This window comes from Streptococcus sp. 29896, assembly GCF_032594915.1.
In the GTDB taxonomy this organism is placed as follows: Bacteria; Bacillota; Bacilli; order Lactobacillales; family Streptococcaceae; genus Streptococcus; species Streptococcus suivaginalis.
The window spans coordinates 851,016-870,870 of sequence record NZ_CP118733.1 but is presented as its reverse complement, the minus strand read 5'-3'; the positions used below and the strand labels follow the sequence as shown (position 1 = coordinate 870,870).

General features: G+C 43.8%; 18 protein-coding genes. 2 read left to right on the top strand and 16 right to left on the bottom strand.

The window, feature by feature from the left end; genetic code table 11:
- Window positions 1–25: 25 nt before the first annotated feature.
- From PXH68_RS04005 to parE, 6 genes are all read right to left on the bottom strand, one after another.
- The gene (locus tag PXH68_RS04005; protein ID WP_248028045.1) at window positions 26–643 is read right to left on the bottom strand and encodes a DUF4230 domain-containing protein; all 618 of its coding nucleotides are present in this window, start codon (window positions 641–643) and stop codon (window positions 26–28) included.
- A gap of 180 nt (window positions 644–823) precedes the next feature.
- A complete protein-coding gene (gene parC / locus PXH68_RS04000; RefSeq protein WP_248028047.1) occupies window positions 824–3,277 on the bottom strand; it encodes a DNA topoisomerase IV subunit A in 2,454 nt (817 codons plus the stop codon).
- A 200-nt stretch (window positions 3,278–3,477) separates the two neighbouring features.
- Window positions 3,478–3,930 carry a hypothetical protein gene (locus PXH68_RS03995; protein WP_248028048.1) on the bottom strand — a complete coding sequence of 151 codons (453 nt, stop codon included), beginning with the start codon at window positions 3,928–3,930 and terminating at the stop codon, window positions 3,478–3,480.
- A 2-nt stretch (window positions 3,931–3,932) separates the two neighbouring features.
- Complete coding sequence (locus PXH68_RS03990) at window positions 3,933–4,436, bottom strand: YkvA family protein (protein ID WP_248028050.1); 504 nt, start codon at window positions 4,434–4,436, stop codon at window positions 3,933–3,935.
- Window positions 4,437–4,506: 70 nt separating this feature from the next.
- A complete protein-coding gene (locus PXH68_RS03985) occupies window positions 4,507–5,319 on the bottom strand; it encodes a phosphate ABC transporter ATPase (RefSeq protein WP_172099699.1) in 813 nt (270 codons plus the stop codon).
- 29 nt (window positions 5,320–5,348) lie between these two features.
- Window positions 5,349–7,292 carry a DNA topoisomerase IV subunit B gene (parE, locus tag PXH68_RS03980; protein WP_248028052.1) on the bottom strand — a complete coding sequence of 648 codons (1,944 nt, stop codon included), beginning with the start codon at window positions 7,290–7,292 and terminating at the stop codon, window positions 5,349–5,351.
- Between the two features lie 143 nt (window positions 7,293–7,435).
- Here parE and plsY point away from each other — a divergent pair, with 143 nt between their 5' ends.
- Complete coding sequence (gene plsY / locus PXH68_RS03975; RefSeq protein ID WP_248028054.1) at window positions 7,436–8,080, top strand: glycerol-3-phosphate 1-O-acyltransferase PlsY; 645 nt, start codon at window positions 7,436–7,438, stop codon at window positions 8,078–8,080.
- 148 nt (window positions 8,081–8,228) lie between these two features.
- Here the strand turns inward: plsY and nt5e are convergent, their stop codons facing one another.
- From nt5e to PXH68_RS03925, 10 genes are all read right to left on the bottom strand, one after another.
- A complete protein-coding gene (gene nt5e, locus PXH68_RS03970; protein WP_248028055.1) occupies window positions 8,229–10,442 on the bottom strand; it encodes a cell surface ecto-5'-nucleotidase Nt5e in 2,214 nt (737 codons plus the stop codon).
- A 156-nt stretch (window positions 10,443–10,598) separates the two neighbouring features.
- Entirely contained in the window at window positions 10,599–11,870 is a 1,272-nt protein-coding gene (locus PXH68_RS03965) for a dihydroorotase (RefSeq protein WP_248028057.1), read from the bottom strand.
- A 46-nt stretch (window positions 11,871–11,916) separates the two neighbouring features.
- On the bottom strand, window positions 11,917–12,573 hold the full coding sequence (locus PXH68_RS03960; RefSeq protein ID WP_248028059.1) for a uracil-DNA glycosylase: 657 nt from the start codon (window positions 12,571–12,573) through the stop codon (window positions 11,917–11,919).
- Window positions 12,574–12,582: 9 nt separating this feature from the next.
- On the bottom strand, window positions 12,583–13,506 hold the full coding sequence (locus PXH68_RS03955) for a glycosyltransferase family 2 protein (RefSeq protein WP_205030658.1): 924 nt from the start codon (window positions 13,504–13,506) through the stop codon (window positions 12,583–12,585).
- Window positions 13,503–14,810, bottom strand: coding sequence for a glycosyltransferase family 39 protein (locus PXH68_RS03950; RefSeq protein ID WP_398582971.1), 1,308 nt, complete (start codon window positions 14,808–14,810; stop codon window positions 13,503–13,505). The genes PXH68_RS03955 and PXH68_RS03950 overlap by 4 nt, the downstream gene beginning before the upstream one ends.
- Window positions 14,811–15,046: 236 nt before the next feature.
- On the bottom strand, window positions 15,047–15,676 hold the full coding sequence (pyrE, locus tag PXH68_RS03945) for an orotate phosphoribosyltransferase (RefSeq protein WP_205030656.1): 630 nt from the start codon (window positions 15,674–15,676) through the stop codon (window positions 15,047–15,049).
- Window positions 15,677–15,690: 14 nt separating this feature from the next.
- A complete protein-coding gene (locus tag PXH68_RS03940) occupies window positions 15,691–16,017 on the bottom strand; it encodes an inorganic diphosphatase (RefSeq protein WP_248028063.1) in 327 nt (108 codons plus the stop codon).
- The gene (pyrF, locus tag PXH68_RS03935) at window positions 16,007–16,708 is read right to left on the bottom strand and encodes an orotidine-5'-phosphate decarboxylase (protein WP_248028065.1); all 702 of its coding nucleotides are present in this window, start codon (window positions 16,706–16,708) and stop codon (window positions 16,007–16,009) included. The genes PXH68_RS03940 and pyrF overlap by 11 nt, the downstream gene beginning before the upstream one ends.
- A gap of 171 nt (window positions 16,709–16,879) precedes the next feature.
- A complete protein-coding gene (locus PXH68_RS03930; RefSeq protein ID WP_248028067.1) occupies window positions 16,880–17,827 on the bottom strand; it encodes a dihydroorotate dehydrogenase in 948 nt (315 codons plus the stop codon).
- Window positions 17,828–17,837: 10 nt separating this feature from the next.
- The gene (locus PXH68_RS03925; RefSeq protein ID WP_248028069.1) at window positions 17,838–18,611 is read right to left on the bottom strand and encodes a dihydroorotate dehydrogenase electron transfer subunit; all 774 of its coding nucleotides are present in this window, start codon (window positions 18,609–18,611) and stop codon (window positions 17,838–17,840) included.
- Between the two features lie 205 nt (window positions 18,612–18,816).
- Between PXH68_RS03925 and PXH68_RS03920 the strand changes: the two genes are divergently transcribed.
- Window positions 18,817–19,722, top strand: a complete 906-nt coding sequence (locus PXH68_RS03920; RefSeq protein ID WP_158454686.1) for a LysR family transcriptional regulator — start codon at window positions 18,817–18,819, stop codon at window positions 19,720–19,722.
- Window positions 19,723–19,855 lie beyond the last annotated feature (133 nt).

Sequence of the window (19,855 nt, the reverse complement as noted above, 5' to 3'; positions counted from 1 at the left end):
AGAAAAAGCCTGGTAAACCAGACTCTTACTCTTTAAAAACAAATTCTAGTTGAATTTCAGGTGAAATTGCCTTAAACAAATTTTGATAGTAGTTTTTAGCTGACTCTTTTATGTCATCCTGATAATCTGCTAAAAACTTTTCTTGCTCTACTGACTGAAATTCATCTGTGATGAGTTGGGCAGTATCGATTTCTTCTGTCGCAAAACTCAGTATCTCACCACTCTTATCATATAAAGTATAAGGTTCTTCTGCATCTAATTCCAATCCAATAACTTTAAAGGCTGGAAGGGTAATTTTGTACCGATTTTCAGAAAGATGTTCAATGGATACAGGACTTTTGATACCAAATTTTGCCTTGTACTTGATAATTAAGAGGGCTGATTTTTCTGAGAAGGGCATTTCTTGACCAAATAAGACCGTGTAGTTTTTAGCGGTCACAATTTTCTGGACAGCTGTATTTAGAAATACCAATTCATTGACTTGCTCGACAGACTCAATAGCCGTATGGACACTCACTTCCTGCTGATTACTCTTTTCACCAGAGATGTAGCCATATCCCCATACACCGCACAATAACAGAAAGAAGGAAAGAACAAGCCATAGATAGACTTTTATACTGAAAAATAATTTGATAACTTTCATAGCATTTACCTCCTCTACAATATAGCAAAAAGACTGCCTTACAGGCCTCGATTAGTACCAACCAGTCAGCTGGTGAAGCCAGTCCTCAAAGGTAGGAAAGACTTTCATGGCAAGCAATGTCAAAACCATGACTGCGATCAGAATGGCCAGAGCAAGGTATTTCTTCTTCACTTGCTTCTCCTATTTGACCCAGGCAGACTGGACTTCCTCATCAGAAATGGTTTCTGAGATAAAGCTACCGTTGCTAGTGCGTTCAGACAGGCTAAGCTGGGTCACATCAACCTCATAGAGTTTGCCCGTTTTAGACTGCACGTGAAGCACTTGACTTGTCGTTTCATCTTCATTTGCTGTACTAAAGAGGTCAAAATCTCCCTGATCCGTCAAGACTGGACCCGCCGCAAAGACACGGTGAGGCTTAGCCTTGAGTTCGCGAAGCACCTGCAAACCACGCTTGGCACGGCTGGTCACAGGGATTTCCTCCGCCGCCATCCGCTTCAAACTACCACGCTGGGTCAGGAGATAAACTGAGCTGGTATTGCTGATAAAGGCCGCAGCCACCACATCCCCATCCTTGAGGTTGACCGCCTTGACACCGGCCGCCTTGGCACCGATGATTGGCACTTCTTCGATGTTAAATCGCAGAGCGTAGCCCTTTTCTGTGATGAGCATGATGTCGTCCAAAACTACAGGCGATACAGTAATAACCACATCTTTGTCATCTTTAAGTTTGGCATACTTGGTTGACTTAGACTTGTAAGTCCGCCATGGAGCAAACTCCTTCCGCTCCACACGTTTGATTTGACCGTATTTAGTCACCGCGAAATAAGTTCCCTCTTCAAAATTCTCAACCAGTTCAGCGAAGATAATCTCTTCATTGGTATCAAAGTTCATCAGGGTCTGGCTCAGGTGTTCACCGATGTCCTTCCAACGAATATCTGTCAGTTCATGGACAGGTCGGTAAATGACATTTCCAAGATTGGTAAAGAGCAAGAGGTGCTGAGTTGTCTTAGCATTTTGCAAGAATATCAGCTGATCATCCTCTCGCTTGCCCATTTCTTCAAGGGTTGAGGCATTGAATGAACGAGGACTTGTCCGTTTGATATAACCTGCCTTGGTCACGCTGACAAAGGTTTCTTCTTCGACAATCAAGCTGGCGGTGTCAATCTCAATCGTTTCTGCCTGATCCTGCAATTCACTCAAACGAGGATTGCCAAACTGCTTCTTAACCTCACGCAGTTCCTTCTTCATGAGATTGAACATGGTCCGCTCATCACCGATAATGGCTGCCAAGGTCTGAATCTGCTCGCGTAGGGCTGCTTCTTCATTTTCCAAGGTCACAATGTCGGTATTGGTCAAGCGGTAGAGTTGCAAGGTCACGATTGCTTCTGCCTGTTCCTCGCTAAACTCATAGCTGACTTTCAAGTTTTCCTTAGCATCCGCCTTGTTTTCAGAGGCACGGATAAGGGCAATGACCTCGTCCAAAATAGAAATAACACGGATCAAGCCTTCTACGATATGGAGGCGTTTCTCTGCCTTTTCCTTGTCAAACTTAGAACGAGCAATGATAATCTCACGGCGGTGGGCGATGTAGCTAGACAGAATTTTCTGCAAGCCGACCTGACGCGGAGTGAAATTGTCAATGGCCACCATGTTGAAGTTGTAATTGATTTGCAGATCGGTGTATTTGTAGAGATAGTTGAGAATGGTTTGTTCATCGCTGTCTTTTTTCAGCTCAATGGCAATCCGCAGACCTGTACGGTCTGACTCATCACGCACCTCAGCAATACCAGGCACCTTGTTGTTGACACGGACATCATCAATCTTCTTGACCAGAACAGCCTTATTGACCTCGTACGGAATCTCGGTTATGACAATCTGTTTCTTACCTGCCTTGAGTTGCTCGATTTCACAACGGCTACGGACAACGACACGACCCTTACCAGTTTCATAGGCTTTCTTGATTTCGTCAGCCCCTTGGATAATGGCACCTGTTGGGAAGTCTGGTCCAGGCAGGAACTCCATTAGCTTGTCCAAGCTAGCTGTTGGATGATCGATCATGTAAACAACGGCATCGATGACCTCCGCCAGATTATGCGGCGGAATATCAGTCGCGTACCCTGCTGAAATTCCTGTCGCTCCATTGACCAAGAGATTAGGGAAGGCAGCTGGTAGCACAGTGGGTTCTTTTTCCGTATCGTCAAAGTTCCAGGCAAATGGTACTGTCTTTTTCTCGATGTCGGCCAGCAAATAACCTGCCATTTCCGACAGGCGAGCCTCGGTGTAACGCATCGCTGCAGGCGGATCGCCGTCCATAGAACCGTTGTTTCCGTGCATCTCCACCAAAATCTCGCGGTTCTTCCAGTCCTGACTCATGCGGACCATGGCATCATAAATAGAGGAATCACCGTGTGGGTGGAAATTCCCCATGATATTCCCGACTGACTTGGCAGACTTGCGGTAGCCCTTGTCAAACGTGTTGCCGTCCTTATTCATGGAATAAAGAATCCGACGTTGCACAGGCTTTAGACCGTCACGAATGTCTGGCAAAGCCCGCTCCTGAATAATGTATTTGGAGTAGCGACCAAAGCGCTCTCCCATGATGTCCTCAAGGGACATGTTTTGAATGTTAGACATAAATTAAGATACAAAGGGACGATTCAGTCCCGTGTTCAGTTAGACAAACTAGCTGAACATTCCTTTCTTTGTTTCTTGGTGGGTAATAAAATTTTCTTTCTTTTTTACTTTTTTGATAATCACCTTAAGTAGTGAGAACGGAAGAGACCTTAAATAGCAATTTCTATTGCTATATCCTTAGCTAAACATTAGTTCTTTACCTAAGTTCTCTGATAAAAGAAAGCAATCATATCCCCTACTCTATCATAAAGATTATCATCAACATATGCTAATTTCTCAATTTCTAGTTCCTCATCATCAATCAAATTTTCTTGATAAGCTTGAGCATATTCACCACACGATTTTAGATAATCCATTATTAAAACTAACTCTTGCTTCTGTTGAGAAGAAAGGACTTTTCCTTTATAGAGAGTCTCCTTTATGAATCGACAGTAGTTTGAGTGCTCTTCACACCAATTGACATTGCCATTTGCTTGAGCTTCCCAGCGAAGTTTTTCTAATTGTCGAAGTAATTCACCTTGTAAAGTAGAAGAAATCCCGTATTTAGGCACATCTGCTCGCCAAATTGAACGTAGAACCTCTGTGTGCTGAGAAGCATACGGAACTTGTTTAAGTTGCTCAATAGTTGGCTTTTTTCTTAAAAACTTTATCATAGCTACTCTTCTGCCTTCCACTGACTTGCTTGCCAGTTCCTATACTCATCTACATCAGACCTGACTAATTTGAGGCAGGCATTGAGCACAAAGGCATCATCTAATAAACCAGGACCAAAGAGGAAATCAGGCAGGGCATCCAAAGGGCTGAAGAAATAAATCAAGGCACCAATGGTTGCCAGAATGGCCCCTTTAGGAAGAGCTGTATAGTCTCGCCTGACATAACTTCGAATCATGGAAATCATACCTGGAATAGCTGAAAACTTATCCCCACCGAACGGCAAACGTGCCAATTTCTTCTCGATATCTTGTAGAAAATGTTCCAATTTTCCTTGGTCTGACAACAATACCTCTGCCCGCTCTCTTGTCTTGGACGATTTCCAAGATTCAAGCGCCTGGTCAAACTTTTCTTCCAATTCCTGTTTGTTTTTAAATGGCTTGCGTTTTCGAGCCCATTCTGTCAACTGTTTTTGAAAACGTTCTGTTAATTTTACTCTTAGTGGCATAAAACACCTCACATAGTTTGTCTGTGCTAGATTTACAAATCCTCAGTACGATATATCCATTTTTGAAATATTAGTTAACTATATTTTCAACAAATTGATAGACCCTTTGCGACCAGTCTGCCATCCCCTCCTGACCATAGTCTAAATAATAAACTTTTGAAGACATATCTAGCGGAATAATAGTCTCAAAATATGATTTTTCACTAGAGGGAACAATACAGGCAAATAAATTTTTCAAACTTAAACAATCTCTGACCTTTGCAGGGTGGTACCCATCAAAAATATAGCCATCTGCACTGATTATGTCATCGTACTTAAAATGGAAACTTACGCCTGGAATAAAAGATTGGCCCAGCTCTTCCTCTGTTGGTCCTCTCCCTAGTAATCTTTCCATTGCAAGTCTGTAGCCTGAACTTGTATTTGACCAACCTAGCATGACATAATCAAAATAATCTTCTGGGTCACCTGCTGCATTTCGATTATCCTGAACGAGTTCTTGATGAGTTTTGTTGAACGCACGAACAGCAGACAATAATTGACCGCTCTTGAAAATCTCTTGTGCAGTTTCGACAGTACACGTATGACTTAAAAAATCCGAATAAACGTAATTACCACCAACATCATATGTTGAGGCCACAATCTTTTTCGAAGGAGTAAATGGAAATGCAGTGGGTGAGCAACAAGACAAATAGTCAAGTTGTTCAAGTATTACTTTATCTTCACAATCTATTTGCGTCTCTCTGCCATAAAGTTTCTCATAAGCTAAAAAAGCTACAATTTTCTCTAATTCCCAATCTTGAATATTAGGATAGTCAGACAAAGTAAGAAAATAGGTCCCTTTCCATTGGAGACTATATGATTCATTCCAAATTTGTAATTTCATAACGTAGTCTTACAATTATATTCCAATTTCTAAAACACCGTATTCTCCTCCAATGTAAACTTAACATTGTCTTCAATCCACTTGCGGCGTGGCTCGACCTTGTCGCCCATGAGGACGGATACACGGCGTTCAGCACGGGCTAGGTCTTCAATGGTGACACGAATAAGGGTACGAGTTTCAGGGTTCATGGTTGTTTCCCAGAGCTGATCGGCATTCATCTCACCAAGTCCCTTGTAGCGTTGGAGGATAAAGCCCTTGCCAAAATCCTTGCGGAGATCTTCTAATTCCCCGTCAGACCAAGCATAAGCAATCTTTTCTGTCTTGCCCTTGCCTTTTGACATCTTGTAGAGGGGTGGAAGGGCGATGTAAACCCGTCCTGCTTCTACCAATGGTCGCATGTAGCGATAGAAGAAAGTCAGCAAGAGGGTCTGAATGTGGGCACCGTCCGTATCCGCATCGGTCATGATAATAATCTTGTCATAGTTGACATCTTCGATTGTAAAATCTGACCCGACACCTGCACCAATGGTGTAAATCATGGTGTTGATTTCTTCATTTTTAAGAATGTCCGCCATTTTTGCCTTGGCGGTATTGATAACCTTGCCTCGCAAAGGTAGAATGGCTTGGAACTTGCGATCACGGCCCTGTTTGGCAGAGCCTCCGGCTGAATCTCCCTCGACCAGATAGAGTTCGTTTTTGGCTGGATTTTTGGACTGGGCTGGGGTTAATTTTCCTGATAGGAGGCCCTTGTCCTTCTTATTTTTCTTACCGTTTCGGGATTCGTCACGCGCCTTACGCGCAGCCTCGCGGGCGTCACGCGCCTTAATGGCCTTGCGGACTAGATTAGATGCTAGCTCGCCATTTTCCAATAGGAAGAAGGTTAGCTTGTCCGATACAATGCCGTCCACCACAGGACGAGCAAGTGGACTTCCCAACTTGTCCTTGGTCTGCCCTTCGAACTGCAAGTGCTCTTCTGGTACAAGGATAGAAAGGACCGCAGACAGACCTTCACGGTAGTCAGAACCTTCCAAGTTCTTGTCCTTTTCCTTGAGCAAGTTGGTCTTGCGGGCATAGTCATTCATGGCCTTGGTAATGGCCAGTTTGAGACCTGTTTCGTGGGTACCACCGTCCTTGGTCCGAACGTTGTTAACAAAGGACAAGATATTGTCTGAATAGCCGTCGTTGTACTGCATGGCCACTTGGACTTGGAAACCAGCATCTTCTCCTTCAAAATAGAGGACTGGTGTCAGGGTTTCCTTATCTTCGTTGAGGTAGGATACAAAGTCCTGCACGCCATTTTCATAGTGATACTCTTCCTGCTCACCCGTCCGCTCATCTGTCAAGGTCATAGTGACTTGTTTGAGCAAGAAGGCTGATTCTTTCAGGCGTTCGGCAATGGTGTTGAACTTGAAATCAGTCGTTGAGAAGATGGTATCATCAGGCATAAAGGTTACTTTTGTACCTGTTTTTGATTTTGGAGCGGTACCAATTTTCTCTAAAGTCGTAACTGGTTTTCCGCCCTGCTCAAACCGTTGCTTGTAAACAGCACCATCACGGGTAATCTCAACTTCCAACCAGCTGGACAGGGCATTGACCACCGAAGAACCAACCCCGTGGAGACCACCTGAAGTCTTGTAGCCACCTTGACCGAACTTACCACCTGCGTGGAGAACGGTGAAGATGACTTCGACGGTTGGCTTGCCTGTAGCGTGCATACCGACTGGCATCCCACGTCCACGGTCAGACACAGACAAGCTGCCGTCCTTGTTAATGGTCACGTCAATCCGATCACCGAAACCTGAAAGAGCCTCATCGACAGCATTATCGACAATCTCCCAGACCATGTGGTGCAAGCCGTTTCCGTCTGTAGAGCCGATATACATACCGGGACGTTTGCGAACGGCATCCAACCCTTCCAGTACCTGAATGGCATCGTCATTATAGTTATTTACGTTAATCTCTTTCTTAGCCAAAACTGACCTCCATACTTGTCATCCTTACTATATTACAAGTTTTTTTGCTTTTTTGCAAAATTTTTCTGCTGAAGAATCCGATGGGACAGGGATTCAAAAACATTTTGGTCTCCGACTGTCTAAAAATATGCTATAATGAAACCATGTTATTGAATGTTTTACTATTATTGACAGCTTATTTATTGGGATCTATTCCATCTGGTCTCTGGATTGGTCAGGCTTTTTTCAAGATAAATATCCGTGAACATGGTTCAGGAAATACTGGAACAACTAATACCTTTCGCATACTGGGGCCAAAGGCTGGAACTCTTGTCTTTTTGATTGATTTTTTCAAAGGAACCTTAGCAACACTCCTTCCCATCCTGCTGCATGCGCAAGGCATTTCTCCAATTGTCTTTGGCTTAGTAGCCGTATTGGGGCATACATTTCCTGTCTTTGCTCAATTTAAAGGCGGAAAGGCTGTGGCAACATCGGCCGGTATGTTAATGGGATTTGCTCCTGCCTTCTGTTTTTATTTAATTCTAGTATTTACCCTTTGCCTCTACTTGACTTCCATGGTGTCCATGTCCAGTGTGGTAGCAGCTGGTGCAGCAATATTAGGAGCTCTGCTTTTTCCAACTATCCCCTTTCTATTGACCAACTATGACTTGCTTTTCACAGTGATAATCGTATTTCTTGGCATTTTCGTCATTATCCGCCACAAAGAAAATATCCAGCGAATCGTAAAAAAAGAGGAAAATTTGGTTCCCTTTGGTCTCAACCTTACGAGACAAATCAAGAAAAAATAATATTTACTAAAAAAGCGCCTGAATCGGTGCTTTTTTATTGAGCAAAAAACAGCTGAAGGGCGGTTGATAAATAGAGAAAAACAACCCCTGGGGTTGTTCGTCACGTTTTCATTAAAAAGCTCATGATAAAAAGGTCCAATGGACCTTTTTATTCTACTTCTTTGCGTTTTTTCAGGGCAAATCCGATGCCTGCTAATCCAAGCCCAATCATGCTAATAAGGGCAGTTTGGCTGCTTCCAGTAGCTGGAAGACTAGCTTGGTTTTCTTGCTTCGAACCTGCTTGTCCTGGAGTTTTCACAGCTGGAGTTCCTGGTTTGTTTGAATCCTTGTTTGTGTCAGACGAAACTTGTCCAGATGAATCCGTCTCTGACTGATTATTTGAATTGTCAGCTGGCGGAGTCACAACTGCATCCGGATTTGAAGTTGCATCATTCGGATCGAATCCAAGAATCTCTTCAACAAAATCGACAAAACCATCGCCATCCGTATCAAGGCTACTATTTACTGAAAAGAGGCGTGTTTCTGGGTTTACTTCTTCATAAAGGTTTAAGAGGTTAACGCTTGCTACTTCTTTCAAGTAGGTTGCAAATACGCTATCCATAGATGGACCCTCTTCACGGGCACCACCGAGCATGGTATAGCCGTCACCACCTGCAGCTAAGAAGTCATTTGTTGCTAAATAGTAAGTTGCTTCTAAATCAAGGTCATCATAGCTTTCCGTATCTGGGTTCCAGATTGAAATATACTGCACACGATTGCCCGCTTCAAGATTGACATCATAGAAAACTTGGGCGCCAGAAACGTGCAAGAATCCTCCGCTTGCTTCAAGCAATGGTTGACCATTTGCATCTAAGACAGCTTCGCCAGTTTCTTTGTTGACTTGATGTGGTGCAGAAACCGACTTCTCAAACATGTCCTTGATTTGCTGACCAGTTACTGTAATTTGTGAAATACTATTTCCAAATGGAAGAACAGCAATGATATCACCTTTGGTGACAGCTTGATCTTTCTTAATGCTTGCACGAAGTCCACCACCATTGGTCACTGCCAAGCTTGATTTGTTGCTAAATCCAGTTTGTCCGTAGTCATAGAGGGCATCGGTAACGACATTACCTAGGTTCGTTTCGCGAACACGAACATTTGAACGTTCTCCGTTGAGTTCGACTGGGTTATTGGCAATCACAACTTCTGCGTTTTCAGCTTCATATTTTGTCTTAATGTCTGCTACCAAGGCTGCAATCGTTGGATCTGGTGTCACGCTTGCTGCATCTGCAGCTGAAATCAAGCTAGTTTCAGCCAATAGTTGGTCGGACTTGAGAGTAATTTTACCAATATTGTTCAGATAAGAACCAGTTTGGCTGTAGGTTACGTTATCACCATAAGTAGTTGACGAAACTGTATGGGAATGACCATCAATCACGATGACACGTTTTCCAGCCAATTTAGCATTGGTTGAGAGGGCTTTTGCAAGTGTGTCCCCACGCCAAGATTCTGGAGTTGTAGTGTCCACACCTAAGTGAGCCAAGATAATATAGTTTTTGTAGGTAACACCAGCAGCTGCTGCTCTTGCCTCAATTTCGTCAACGACCAAATTCACTTCGTCAATTGGTTCCTTGAAGGTAACACCCACGATGTTTTGTGGGTGAGTTTTGGTAGCTGTTTCTGGCGTTGTCACACCGATGACTACAAATTCATCACCGACAACTGTTTTATCCTTATCAACGATTGTGTAGGATTCAAACAATCGAGCACCATCTACATAGGTATTAGAACTCAAGAGCGGGAAATTCAACAGTTCTTTGTATTTCACTGCCTGATCCAAGCCGAAATCAAATTCATGATTCCCAACTGCCATGGCATCGTAGCCAACTTGGTTCATGATGGCTGCTCTATCTTCACCTTGAGTGCTGTTCGAAATTGGCATCCCTTGGAAAGCATCTCCAGCATCGACAACGATTGTAGTTGCCACTTTTGTCCGCTCATCTGCAATGATAGCAGCTGCCTTCGCATCACCAATGACACCACGGTCTTCTAAGATTCGCCCATGCACATCATTAGTATGCAAAATAACTGCTTCCACTTCGCTTGTCGCAACCGTTGTTGCTTCAGTTGCTGTTGAAGTAGTTGTCTCACTGGTTGGAGTTGCTGCGCTAGTAGACGCAGAAGCCTCTGTGGTAGGAGTGCTGGTTGTTGTTCCAGTAGCCGCTGTTGAAGCAGTTGTACTGCTTGAATCTGCTGTTACCGCAACGGCCTCACTCGTTGGCGTTGTTGCAACTTCTGCTGCTGACACTGCCTCTGTCAAAACAAAGGGTGCCAACAAAAGACCAGATAAAGCTGGCAAAAGGAAAGTTTTCTTCTTCATAAAAAATCCTTTCTGAAATATATTTCCTAAAGTATTATACACTATTTTACAGAAAAACAAAATATTGAAACCCTTTTCAAACAAAAAATGTTCGTCATTATGTAAGTGCTCGTCTGAAAACTTTCTTTCCATTTTCAAACAAAAAGCCTAGATGACCTAGACTTTTTGATAAACAATATTCCCAGAAGCGATAGTCAACAAAACTTCGCCTTTTAATAAATCACCAACAAATGGAGAGTTTGAGGATTTTGAAGCAAAAGTCTCTCCAACCAGTCGTTGTGCCTGTGGATCAAACAAGACCAAATCTGCCGGACCATCTTCAGCCAAGTAACCCGCATCCAAGCCATACAAACGCGCTGGATTCAGAGTCATCTTTTCTAGCAAGTCCATCAAGCTGAGATGTCCTTCTTCAACCAAGTAGGTCAAGCCCAAGGAAAGCGAGGTCTCAAGACCCGTCATGCCAGAAGGAGCTTGCGTGATGTCTAAAACAGCCTTTTCATCCGCATGGTGCGGTGCATGGTCTGTCGCAATTACCGAAATGACACCTGATTTCAGCCCTTCAATCACAGCCAATCGATCCGACTCTGTCCGAAGCGGGGGATTCATCTTGGCATTGGCTCCCTTGGTCAGGAGTAGGTCTTCTGTTCGTGAAAAATGCTGGGGAGCAACTTCTGCCGATACTTTGGCACCCAATCCTTGGGCAAAGGCCACAACCTTGACTGATTCAGCTTTTGATAGGTGCTGGATATGGACTTTTGCACCTGTTTCATACGCAATCATGGCATCTCGTGCAATCATGCTATACTCAGCCAGACCAGTTGCACCACAGACATGAAAATACTTAGCAGCAATCCCTTCATTTAATCCCAGAATTCCATTTAAATCAGGATCTTCTTCATGTAAACTGATGAGCATGTCTTGTTTTTTTGCTTCTTGCATGGCAGCACGGACAACCGCCGCATTAGTCAATGGGATGCCATCATCAGACAAGGCAACAGCGCCAGCTTTTTTCAAAGCGGCAAAATCCGTGATACTTTTCCCATCAAACTGATGGGTAACCGTTGCAACGCTATAAATATGAATGGCTTCTTTTTGAGCTGACACCAAGACTTCCTGCAAGGTTTCAACTGTCGAGATTGTTGGATTGGTGTTGGCCATCATCACTACCGATGTAAAGCCACCCGCTGCTGCTGACAAGGCACCAGTGTGAATGTCTTCTTTATGGGTCTGACCAGGTTCTCTAAAGTGAACATGGACATCAACCAGCCCTGGAGCGACAACCAGTCCAGTCGCATCAATGACTTCACAGTCCTTACTGTCCAGCTGCTCTGCTATTTTTACTATCTTTTGACCATCGATTAGGATATCACATACCTTATCAACCTGCGACTTTGGATCTAAAACCCGACCATTTTTAATCAATAGCATAAAACGTCTCCTTTATCTAGTGCTTTGAAGCAAGGCAGTAATCTCTCTAAGAGTGAGTCCAATCGATTTCCTGAACCCCATTGGCTCTTAGAAAGGCATTGGTTTGAGAAAAGGGCCTGCTACCAAAAAATCCACGGTAGGCTGATAGAGGACTCGGGTGGGCAGACTCGATAATCAGATGGCGTGAATTGGTAATCAGAGCCTTTTTCTTTCGAGCATATGCTCCCCAGAGGATATAAACTACCGGTTGCTCCAAGTTATTCACCACCTGGATGATCGCATCAGTAAAGGGCTCCCAAACTTGACCTGCATGCCCATTGGCATTGCCAGCAGGTACAGTCAGACAGGCATTGAGCAAGAGAACTCCTTGATGCGCCCACGATGTCAAATCATGGCTTGCTTTCACCCCTACATCTTCCGCTAGTTCTTTTAGGATATTTTGGAGAGAAGGCGGAGCGGGTATGCTTTCTGGAACTGAAAAGGACAAACCTTGAGCCTGACCAGGTCCGTGATAGGGATCTTGCCCTAGAATCACGACCTTGACATCTTCTAAGGCAGTTTCCTGAATGGCAGCGAAAACTTTTTCACGAGGTGGATAAATCGTCCCACTTGTATAGACAGTATCTAGAAACTGATTGATTTTTCCAAAATAGTGCTCAGGTAACTGAGCCTTAATCTGTTCATGCCAGGCAGAATGTTGCATCACAGCTCCTTATTTATTTTTTTCTTTGATCAAGTAGATAGGGCGTTTTTTCGTTTCCATAAAGACTTTTGCTAGGTACTTCCCTAAAATACCAATCGTCATCAATTGGAGCCCACCTAAAAAGAGGATAATACAAATAGTCGATGGCCAGCCGATTGTCGGATCTCCGAAAACCAAGGTCTTAACAACCACTACAACCATGAGAAAGAGAGAGAGTAAGAAGGTGAAAAAACCAACAAATGAAGCGATATTAAGCGGGGCTTCGGAAAAATTGATAATCCCTTCTATCGAATAAGACAAGAGCGACCAGAAAGACCAACTTGTCTCCCCTGCTACACGCTCAACGTTCTGGTAAGGAAGGTACTTGGTCTCAAACCCAACCCAGGCAAAAATGCCTTTTGAAAAGCGGTTGTATTCCGACACTTCTAAGATAGCATCCACCATCTGCCGTCTCATCAAACGAAAATCTCGAGCTCCATCAACCACCTCTACTTGACTGATTTTGTTCATCAAGGCATAAAAAAGTTTTGCAAAAAAACTCCGAATAGGAGGCTCACCATCACGATTGACACGACGTGTTCCGACACAATCCAGCTCTGCATCCGCATCTAACATGGTCTTCATTTCAATCAGCATACGTGGAGGATCTTGTAAATCAACATCCATGACTGTCACAAATTCACCAGTTGACTCCTTCAAACCTGCATAGAGAGCAGCTTCTTTGCCAAAATTGCGTGAAAAAGACAGGTATTTCACAGCTGGATCCTTGCTGGAAACTTCTCGTAAAACAGCAAGCGTCTGATCTTTAGAGCCATCATTTACAAAAATATATTCAAATACCTCTCCCATTTCCAAACGCACGGCTTCCATGGCCTGATAAAAGATGGGAATAGAGGCTTCCTCATTGTAACATGGTACGATTACTGAGATCATTTTCTACCTTCTTTCTTTACTAAATCTGACCAGCCAAAGGCTGCCATAAAGACAATTTGAGGTAGGAATTGAAGCAAGTAGCGCGCCTTACCACCTTCAAAAATCATCAAAAAGAGAATACCACCAAACACCGTCAAGATAACAAATTGCCTTCTTTCATCTGGTACATAGTGCGTAACAGAATACACCAAGCCAATCACCAACAAAATCCAACAAATTTGTTTCACAAGCTGATAGGCCTTAAAATTTTCCCCATCCTTTTCTAAGATCGTTTCTCGCACCCATTGGGCAAGCCCGTTATTTTGAGTAAGCGGATAGAGGGGAGAGATGTAGGTAGTTTTTTCCAATTCTGGACTACGATAAATCCAATTCAAGGTCCCGTCGTATAGGGTGTTGTTCAACTTGACCACCAAATGCTGGGCAAAGGTCCAAACAGTGTATTCTGACAAACGGCGCTTGATTTCTGCCCATTCATTTTTATTAGCAAACATTCCGTTGTTATAGACAGTATGCAGTTCTTCATCAATGTAGGTCAAAAGCCCTGCCTTCATGTCCTCTTGATCCGTTCCTGTATAGGTCAAACCAAGGTTGATAAAGGTCAACCAACTCTTGGCCAAGGCCTCATCTTGAATAATAACAACTTCCCTTTGCTCTTGTTCTATAATGGATTTTCCACCGTAGAATAAACCAAAACTAATTAAAAAGAGAGAAAATGAAAGCATCAATTTCTTCCAGTTGCCTTTTAACAACGAAACCATGAAGAAGGCAATAATGGAAATCGCAGCAGTTGGTCTAAAGGTAAAGGCTAGACTTGCTACTAAGCCCAAACCAAACATGTTCTTCCACGACACCGTCTCTGATTGCAGGGCTTTCAAAATCAAGTAAACCTGAAGCGCCAAAAAAGGCAAGCCCGCAACATCCGTGTAAGTTTGAATGACATAGGGAGAAAATCCCAACATCAACATGTAAAATGTAAAGGCCATATCCGCCAATTGTTGGTCTAGAAAGTCCTTACCGGCTCGATATAAAATGAGAGCTGTTGCATTCATACAGATAAAACCGATGGCTTCTAAAACCCAAATCGTCCACTCACCCAAAAGATTATAAAGCCAGCGCTCCGCTAAAAATAAAGACAAGTTGTTGGGATTGCGCGACAAATAACTCGAAACGGACAAGTCTGGCAAGATTTTTAGGGCACCATTCAAGACAACTGCCGCATCGGAACGGACCAGCAGGTTTGCTGAAAACAAGACCAGTAACTGAAACAGCAGAGCTGCAACCATAACCCATGGCTTACGTGCCATCAGGTACCTCCAGCAGGCCTTGACCCAGTCACGTTTGCGAACAGCTAAAAAACCAAAAATCAGACTAGCCAATCCTGCAAGCAAAGAAAGGTTAAATAGAAAATATAGGGCTGTGCCCAACCAAAAAATGGTCAGCACTAGCATGCATTTTTGCAAAATGGAAAAGAAATATCTATACATGAAAAAAATTATACCATTTTCATGAATTTCTTCCCACTAATCATGCGCAGTTTTTCTTAATCTTGCCAATCCTCTTGATTTTGGCGGAATTTTTTCAAGAGACTGAGGCCGTCCGCATTGATATACCCCTGCACTTTTGCCACCTTGATGAGCTCAGAATAATCGCAGAGCGTAACCAGTTTAACACCTGCATTATCAAAATTTCGGTCTGCCTTTGGAAGCTGGTAGGTAAAAATTGCCACCACACCAAGCACTTCTGCCCCTTCTCGTTCAGCAGCTGCAACGGCATCTAAAACAGAGCCACCGGTTGAAATCAAGTCTTCAATGACAACCATTTTTTGTCCCTTGACAATGCGTCCTTCCACCTGATTACCCGCTCCGTGCTCCTTGGCCTTACTACGAATGTAGGCAAATGGCAGGTTCATGCGGTCAGCCACAATCGCACCATGAGGAATTCCAGCTGTTGCAGTTCCTGCAATGACTTCGACCTCTGGAAATTCTGCCTTGATTGCTTGAACAAAACCATCTTCAATTAAGTTGCGTGTATCTGGATAAGATAAGGTGATGCGATTGTCTGTGTAGATAGGAGATTTGATGCCTGAAGCCCAAGTAAATGGTTTGTCAGGCCGCAAATAAACTGCTTTAATATCCAATAAGTGCGATGCGATTTTACTTGAAAGTGTCATAATTTTCTCCTTTTCTATATCATTTCGATCCATGAATCGAAATACTGTTCTAAAAAATGTGTTGCTTCTGTGATTTGTGCCAAACTAACCTCTTCATCTGCTCCTGTCAGGACCCACTTGTCTTCATTATCATCTCGCCGATGAATGACAGCAGCCAGTCGACCTTCAAAGTGCGTCACTGCTTGCTCAACGGCTCTTGAAAGGACGTAGACATCCTGCGCTTCACCGTCACCAGCTATGAGGTTGGGAATGTAGCCGTAGTTAAGGGGATACACATTTCCCCAAGAATCTTGATAGCCTAGCGGACGGTCAATCACTGCCTGATAAATCTTACTGGTCATGACCACTCCACTCCTGCTTGATAGCCTGATAGGCCTGAAGAGGATGATCCGCCTGCGTAATCGGACGGCCGACAACGATGTAGGAAGATCCGATTTGCGCCGCTTGTCCTGGAGTCATGACACGTTTTTGATCTCCGATGTCACTGCCACTTGGTCGAATGCCTGGTGTCAGACAGATGAAGTCTGGCTGAGTGGCTTCTTTGATAAGACCAACTTCTTGAGCTGAACAGACGACACCGTCTAAACCGGCCCTGTCTGCTAACCGAGCGTAGTGGACAACGGACTCCTGCAAACTGGTCTGAATGTTCTGGTCGCTCTGCATTTGCTCCTCTGAAGTGGACGTCAACTGGGTCACCGCAATCAAGCGAGCCTGCTGCCCTAGTCCCCTCCGAGCCGCCTGCATCATCTCAAAGCCGCCTGCTGCGTGGACATTGGTCATATCGACACCCAGTGTCGCTAGTACCCGCATGGCCGACTCAACCGTATGTGGAATATCATGCAATTTCAAATCTAAAAATATCCGATGACCTAGTGACTTGATATAACGAATGACCGCTGGACCTTCCGCATAATACAGCTCCATCCCAACCTTGACAAAGAGATGCTCATCTGCTGGAAACTGAGCTAGAAAGGCCTTGACCTCCTCTAAACTGGCAAAATCTAGGGCGATAATTGGGGATAATTCTCTCATAAGACCTCCAAAATTCAGACACAAAAACCCCTGCCAAATCAGCAAGGGTTGCACCAAAAGAGAGTGAGAGCCTAGACTCCGCCTCTATTTATCCTGTGACCCTTCTTCGCCTCTCTGGACTCAGTTAAAGGTTTTTAACTATTTCTATACTACTCTTTTATTTGGTGCTTGTCAATGATCAGCCCAACCCAGGTCAGACTGTACAAGTCGAAGCAAACTTTCCAAACTCTCGATTCCATACGCATCCATCCTCTCAGGTAGCTGATCAATAATCTTGGGACAGGCGAATGGATCTGTAAAATTGGCAGTCCCTACACCAATCGCTGACGCCCCAGCCATCATCATTTCAAGGGCAGCATCAGCTGAATCAACACCCCCCATACCGATAATTGGTAGACGAGTTGTTTGCGCAACCTGTCGGATGAGTTTTAGAGCGACAGGAAAAATAGCTGGACCTGACATGCCACCTGTTCCATTCGCCAAAATCGGTTGTCTATTTTTGAGATGGAACCTCATGCCTACAAGGGTATTGATCATGGTGAGTCCTGCTGCACCAGCATCTTCAGCCGCCTTAGCAAGTTGGGTAATATCTGCCACACTTGGTGTTAACTTGACATAAATTGGAACAGATGCAGCATCTACCGCTGCCTTTACAGCTGCATAGGTCAATTCAGGAACTTGCCCAATCAGCAAGCCATTGTTGCCATGATCTACATTGGGACAGGAAATATTGAGTTCAATGGCTTTGACATTCGGAGCCTGTGAAATCTTTCCTGATACATAGGCATATTCGTCGTTAGAAAAACCAGCGACATTGGCAATAATTGGTAATGATGGATAGTGTTTAGCTAACCAGGGAAGCTTTTCAGCCAGGACCACATCCACTCCTGGATTTTGCAGACCGATGGCATTGAGCATACCTGCCGGTGTCTCTGCGACTCGAGGTGTTGGATTGCCATAGCGAGGATGTCGAGTCGTCGCTTTTATCATGATGGATCCAAGGCGATTTAAGTCATAAAATTCCGCAAATTCTTGCCCAAATCCAAAGCAGCCAGATGCGGGAATAATGGGATTTTTCAACTCTAAACCTGGTAAGGAAACAGTCAGTGGATTTTTCATGCTTTACCTCCTATAAGGACAGACTGCCAGTCTCAAAAACTGGCCCTTCTTTACACACTCGGACATTTTCATGGTTTTTCCCCTGCTTAGGCTTGACAACACAGGCATAGCAGGCTCCTGTGCCACATGCCATCCGCCCCTCAAGAGACAAATAAGCATGAGGATGGTCCTGAAAAGTCTTATCCAGATAAACTAACATCCCCGCTGCACCGCAAGAATAGATGGCTTGAAAGTCTTCTTTCAAGTTATCAATCACCTTTGCGACAGTTCCTTCCTGACCGTAACTTCCGTCATCAGTGGTCACCAATACATCACCATAAGCTGAAAGTTCTTCTTCTAAGATGACCGCATCCTTATGAGCAAATCCAATGACTGATAAAACGCGACATCCTTTTTGAGCAGCCTCTTTTGCGACTTGAACCAGAGGGGGAACACCAATCCCTCCTCCAACCAAAAGAACAGCTCTGCCTTTTTCCAAAAAGTCAGTCGGAAATCCCTTACCCAAGGGGCCCAGAACATTCAGGGTCTGGCCCACTGTCATTTTGGAGAAATAATCCGTCCCCCGTCCTTCCACTCGATAAATCAGGCGGCACTGTCTTGCTGCGGTGTCAATCTGTGAAATCGAAAGAGGTCTGCGGAGAACCATGGACTGGTCAGGAACTCGAATATGAACAAATTGGCCACAGGACATGCTCTTAACCATATCGCCTTCTAAGATGAGGGAAAAAATCCCTTTGGCAATCTCCTGCTGCTCAACAATCACTAAATCTTCTTTTAACGCCATCTGTACTCCTTTTCTATTTTCAGGGGAAAACAGAAAGGTCGATAGAGAGAAAAAACCTTGCTGGCTAGCAAGGTTACACGAAAAAAGGCAGAATGTGCCTTCTTATTCCTGTTTCCTTCTTCGCCTCTCTGGACTCAGTTAAAGGTTTATTGTTGGCATTATACATTTTTCTTATATTTTTGTCAATTCATGGTACAATAGAATTATGAGAATACAACAGTTACATTACATTATCAAGATTGCCGAAACAGGCAGTATGAACGAAGCTTCAAAGCAGTTATTTATCACCCAGCCAAGCCTGTCTAATGCCGTACGAGACTTGGAAAGAGAGATGGGAATCAAGATTTTCTACCGCAATCCAAAAGGAATTACCTTGACCAAGGATGGTATGGAATTTCTTTCCTATGCTCGTCAGGTGGTTGAACAGACTGAGCTACTAGAAGAACGCTATAAAAATCCTGGTGCCAAGCGGAAACTCTTTAGTGTCTCCTCTCAACACTACGCGTTTGTAGTCAATGCCTTCGTCTCTCTCTTAAAAGAGACAGAGATGGAAGATTACGAGCTCTTCTTGCGGGAAACACGGACTTGGGAAATCATCGATGACGTGAAAAACTTCCGTTCAGAGATTGGCGTGCTATTCCTCAATAATTTTAACCGCGATGTCCTTTTAAAACTCTTGGACGACAATCGTCTTAGCCACACCCATCTTTTTACTGCACATCCCCACGTTTTCGTCAGCAAGACCAATCCGCTCGCTCAAAAGGAAGTCTTGACCTTGGAGGACTTGGTTGATTTTCCGTATCTCAGTTATGAACAAGGGATTCACAATTCCTTCTATTTTTCAGAAGAAATTCTCTCTCAAGAACACCATAAAAAATCCATCGTCGTTTCTGACCGGGCAACTCTCTTCAATCTTTTGATTGGTTTGGATGGCTATACCATCGCAACTGGTATCCTTAATTCCAACCTAAATGGTGACAATATCGTATCCATCCCACTTGATTACGATGACCAGATTGAGTTGGTCTATATCCAGCATGAAAAAACCATGTTATCGGATATGGGAGAACGCTTCATTAACTTCCTTTTGGAAGAAGTAAAATTTGATTAGCAAAACCGTTTTACTTGTTGTAGTAAGAAGGATGAAAGTATTTCTGTAACTTTTCTATACGACTTTACAGAAATCGCTTTCATTCTTTTTTTATTTGTGCTATAATATACCTATCATATGTTTAAGGAGTGAT

Bases quoted from the DNA above. Each gene is read 5' to 3' on its own strand.
- PXH68_RS03940 (WP_248028063.1), bottom strand. From the start codon at position 16,017: ATGACCAGTAAGATTTATCAGGCAGTGATTGACCGTCCGCTAGGCTAT.
- PXH68_RS03950 (WP_398582971.1), bottom strand. From the start codon at position 14,810: ATGGCACGTAAGCCATGGGTTATGGTTGCAGCTCTGCTGTTTCAGTTA.
- PXH68_RS03925 (WP_248028069.1), bottom strand. From the start codon at position 18,611: ATGGCGTTAAAAGAAGATTTAGTGATTGTTGAGCAGCAGGAGATTGCC.
- PXH68_RS04005 (WP_248028045.1), bottom strand. From the start codon at position 643: ATGAAAGTTATCAAATTATTTTTCAGTATAAAAGTCTATCTATGGCTT.
- PXH68_RS03960 (WP_248028059.1), bottom strand. From the start codon at position 12,573: ATGCAACATTCTGCCTGGCATGAACAGATTAAGGCTCAGTTACCTGAG.
- parC (WP_248028047.1), bottom strand. From the start codon at position 3,277: ATGTCTAACATTCAAAACATGTCCCTTGAGGACATCATGGGAGAGCGC.
- pyrF (WP_248028065.1), bottom strand. From the start codon at position 16,708: ATGAGAGAATTATCCCCAATTATCGCCCTAGATTTTGCCAGTTTAGAG.
- pyrE (WP_205030656.1), bottom strand. From the start codon at position 15,676: ATGACACTTTCAAGTAAAATCGCATCGCACTTATTGGATATTAAAGCA.
- PXH68_RS03995 (WP_248028048.1), bottom strand. From the start codon at position 3,930: ATGATAAAGTTTTTAAGAAAAAAGCCAACTATTGAGCAACTTAAACAA.
- PXH68_RS03985 (WP_172099699.1), bottom strand. From the start codon at position 5,319: ATGAAATTACAAATTTGGAATGAATCATATAGTCTCCAATGGAAAGGG.
- PXH68_RS03955 (WP_205030658.1), bottom strand. From the start codon at position 13,506: ATGATCTCAGTAATCGTACCATGTTACAATGAGGAAGCCTCTATTCCC.
- PXH68_RS03920 (WP_158454686.1), top strand. From the start codon at position 18,817: ATGAGAATACAACAGTTACATTACATTATCAAGATTGCCGAAACAGGC.
- PXH68_RS03965 (WP_248028057.1), bottom strand. From the start codon at position 11,870: ATGCTATTGATTAAAAATGGTCGGGTTTTAGATCCAAAGTCGCAGGTT.
- PXH68_RS03930 (WP_248028067.1), bottom strand. From the start codon at position 17,827: ATGAAAAATCCACTGACTGTTTCCTTACCAGGTTTAGAGTTGAAAAAT.
- nt5e (WP_248028055.1), bottom strand. From the start codon at position 10,442: ATGAAGAAGAAAACTTTCCTTTTGCCAGCTTTATCTGGTCTTTTGTTG.
- plsY (WP_248028054.1), top strand. From the start codon at position 7,436: ATGTTATTGAATGTTTTACTATTATTGACAGCTTATTTATTGGGATCT.
- PXH68_RS03990 (WP_248028050.1), bottom strand. From the start codon at position 4,436: ATGCCACTAAGAGTAAAATTAACAGAACGTTTTCAAAAACAGTTGACA.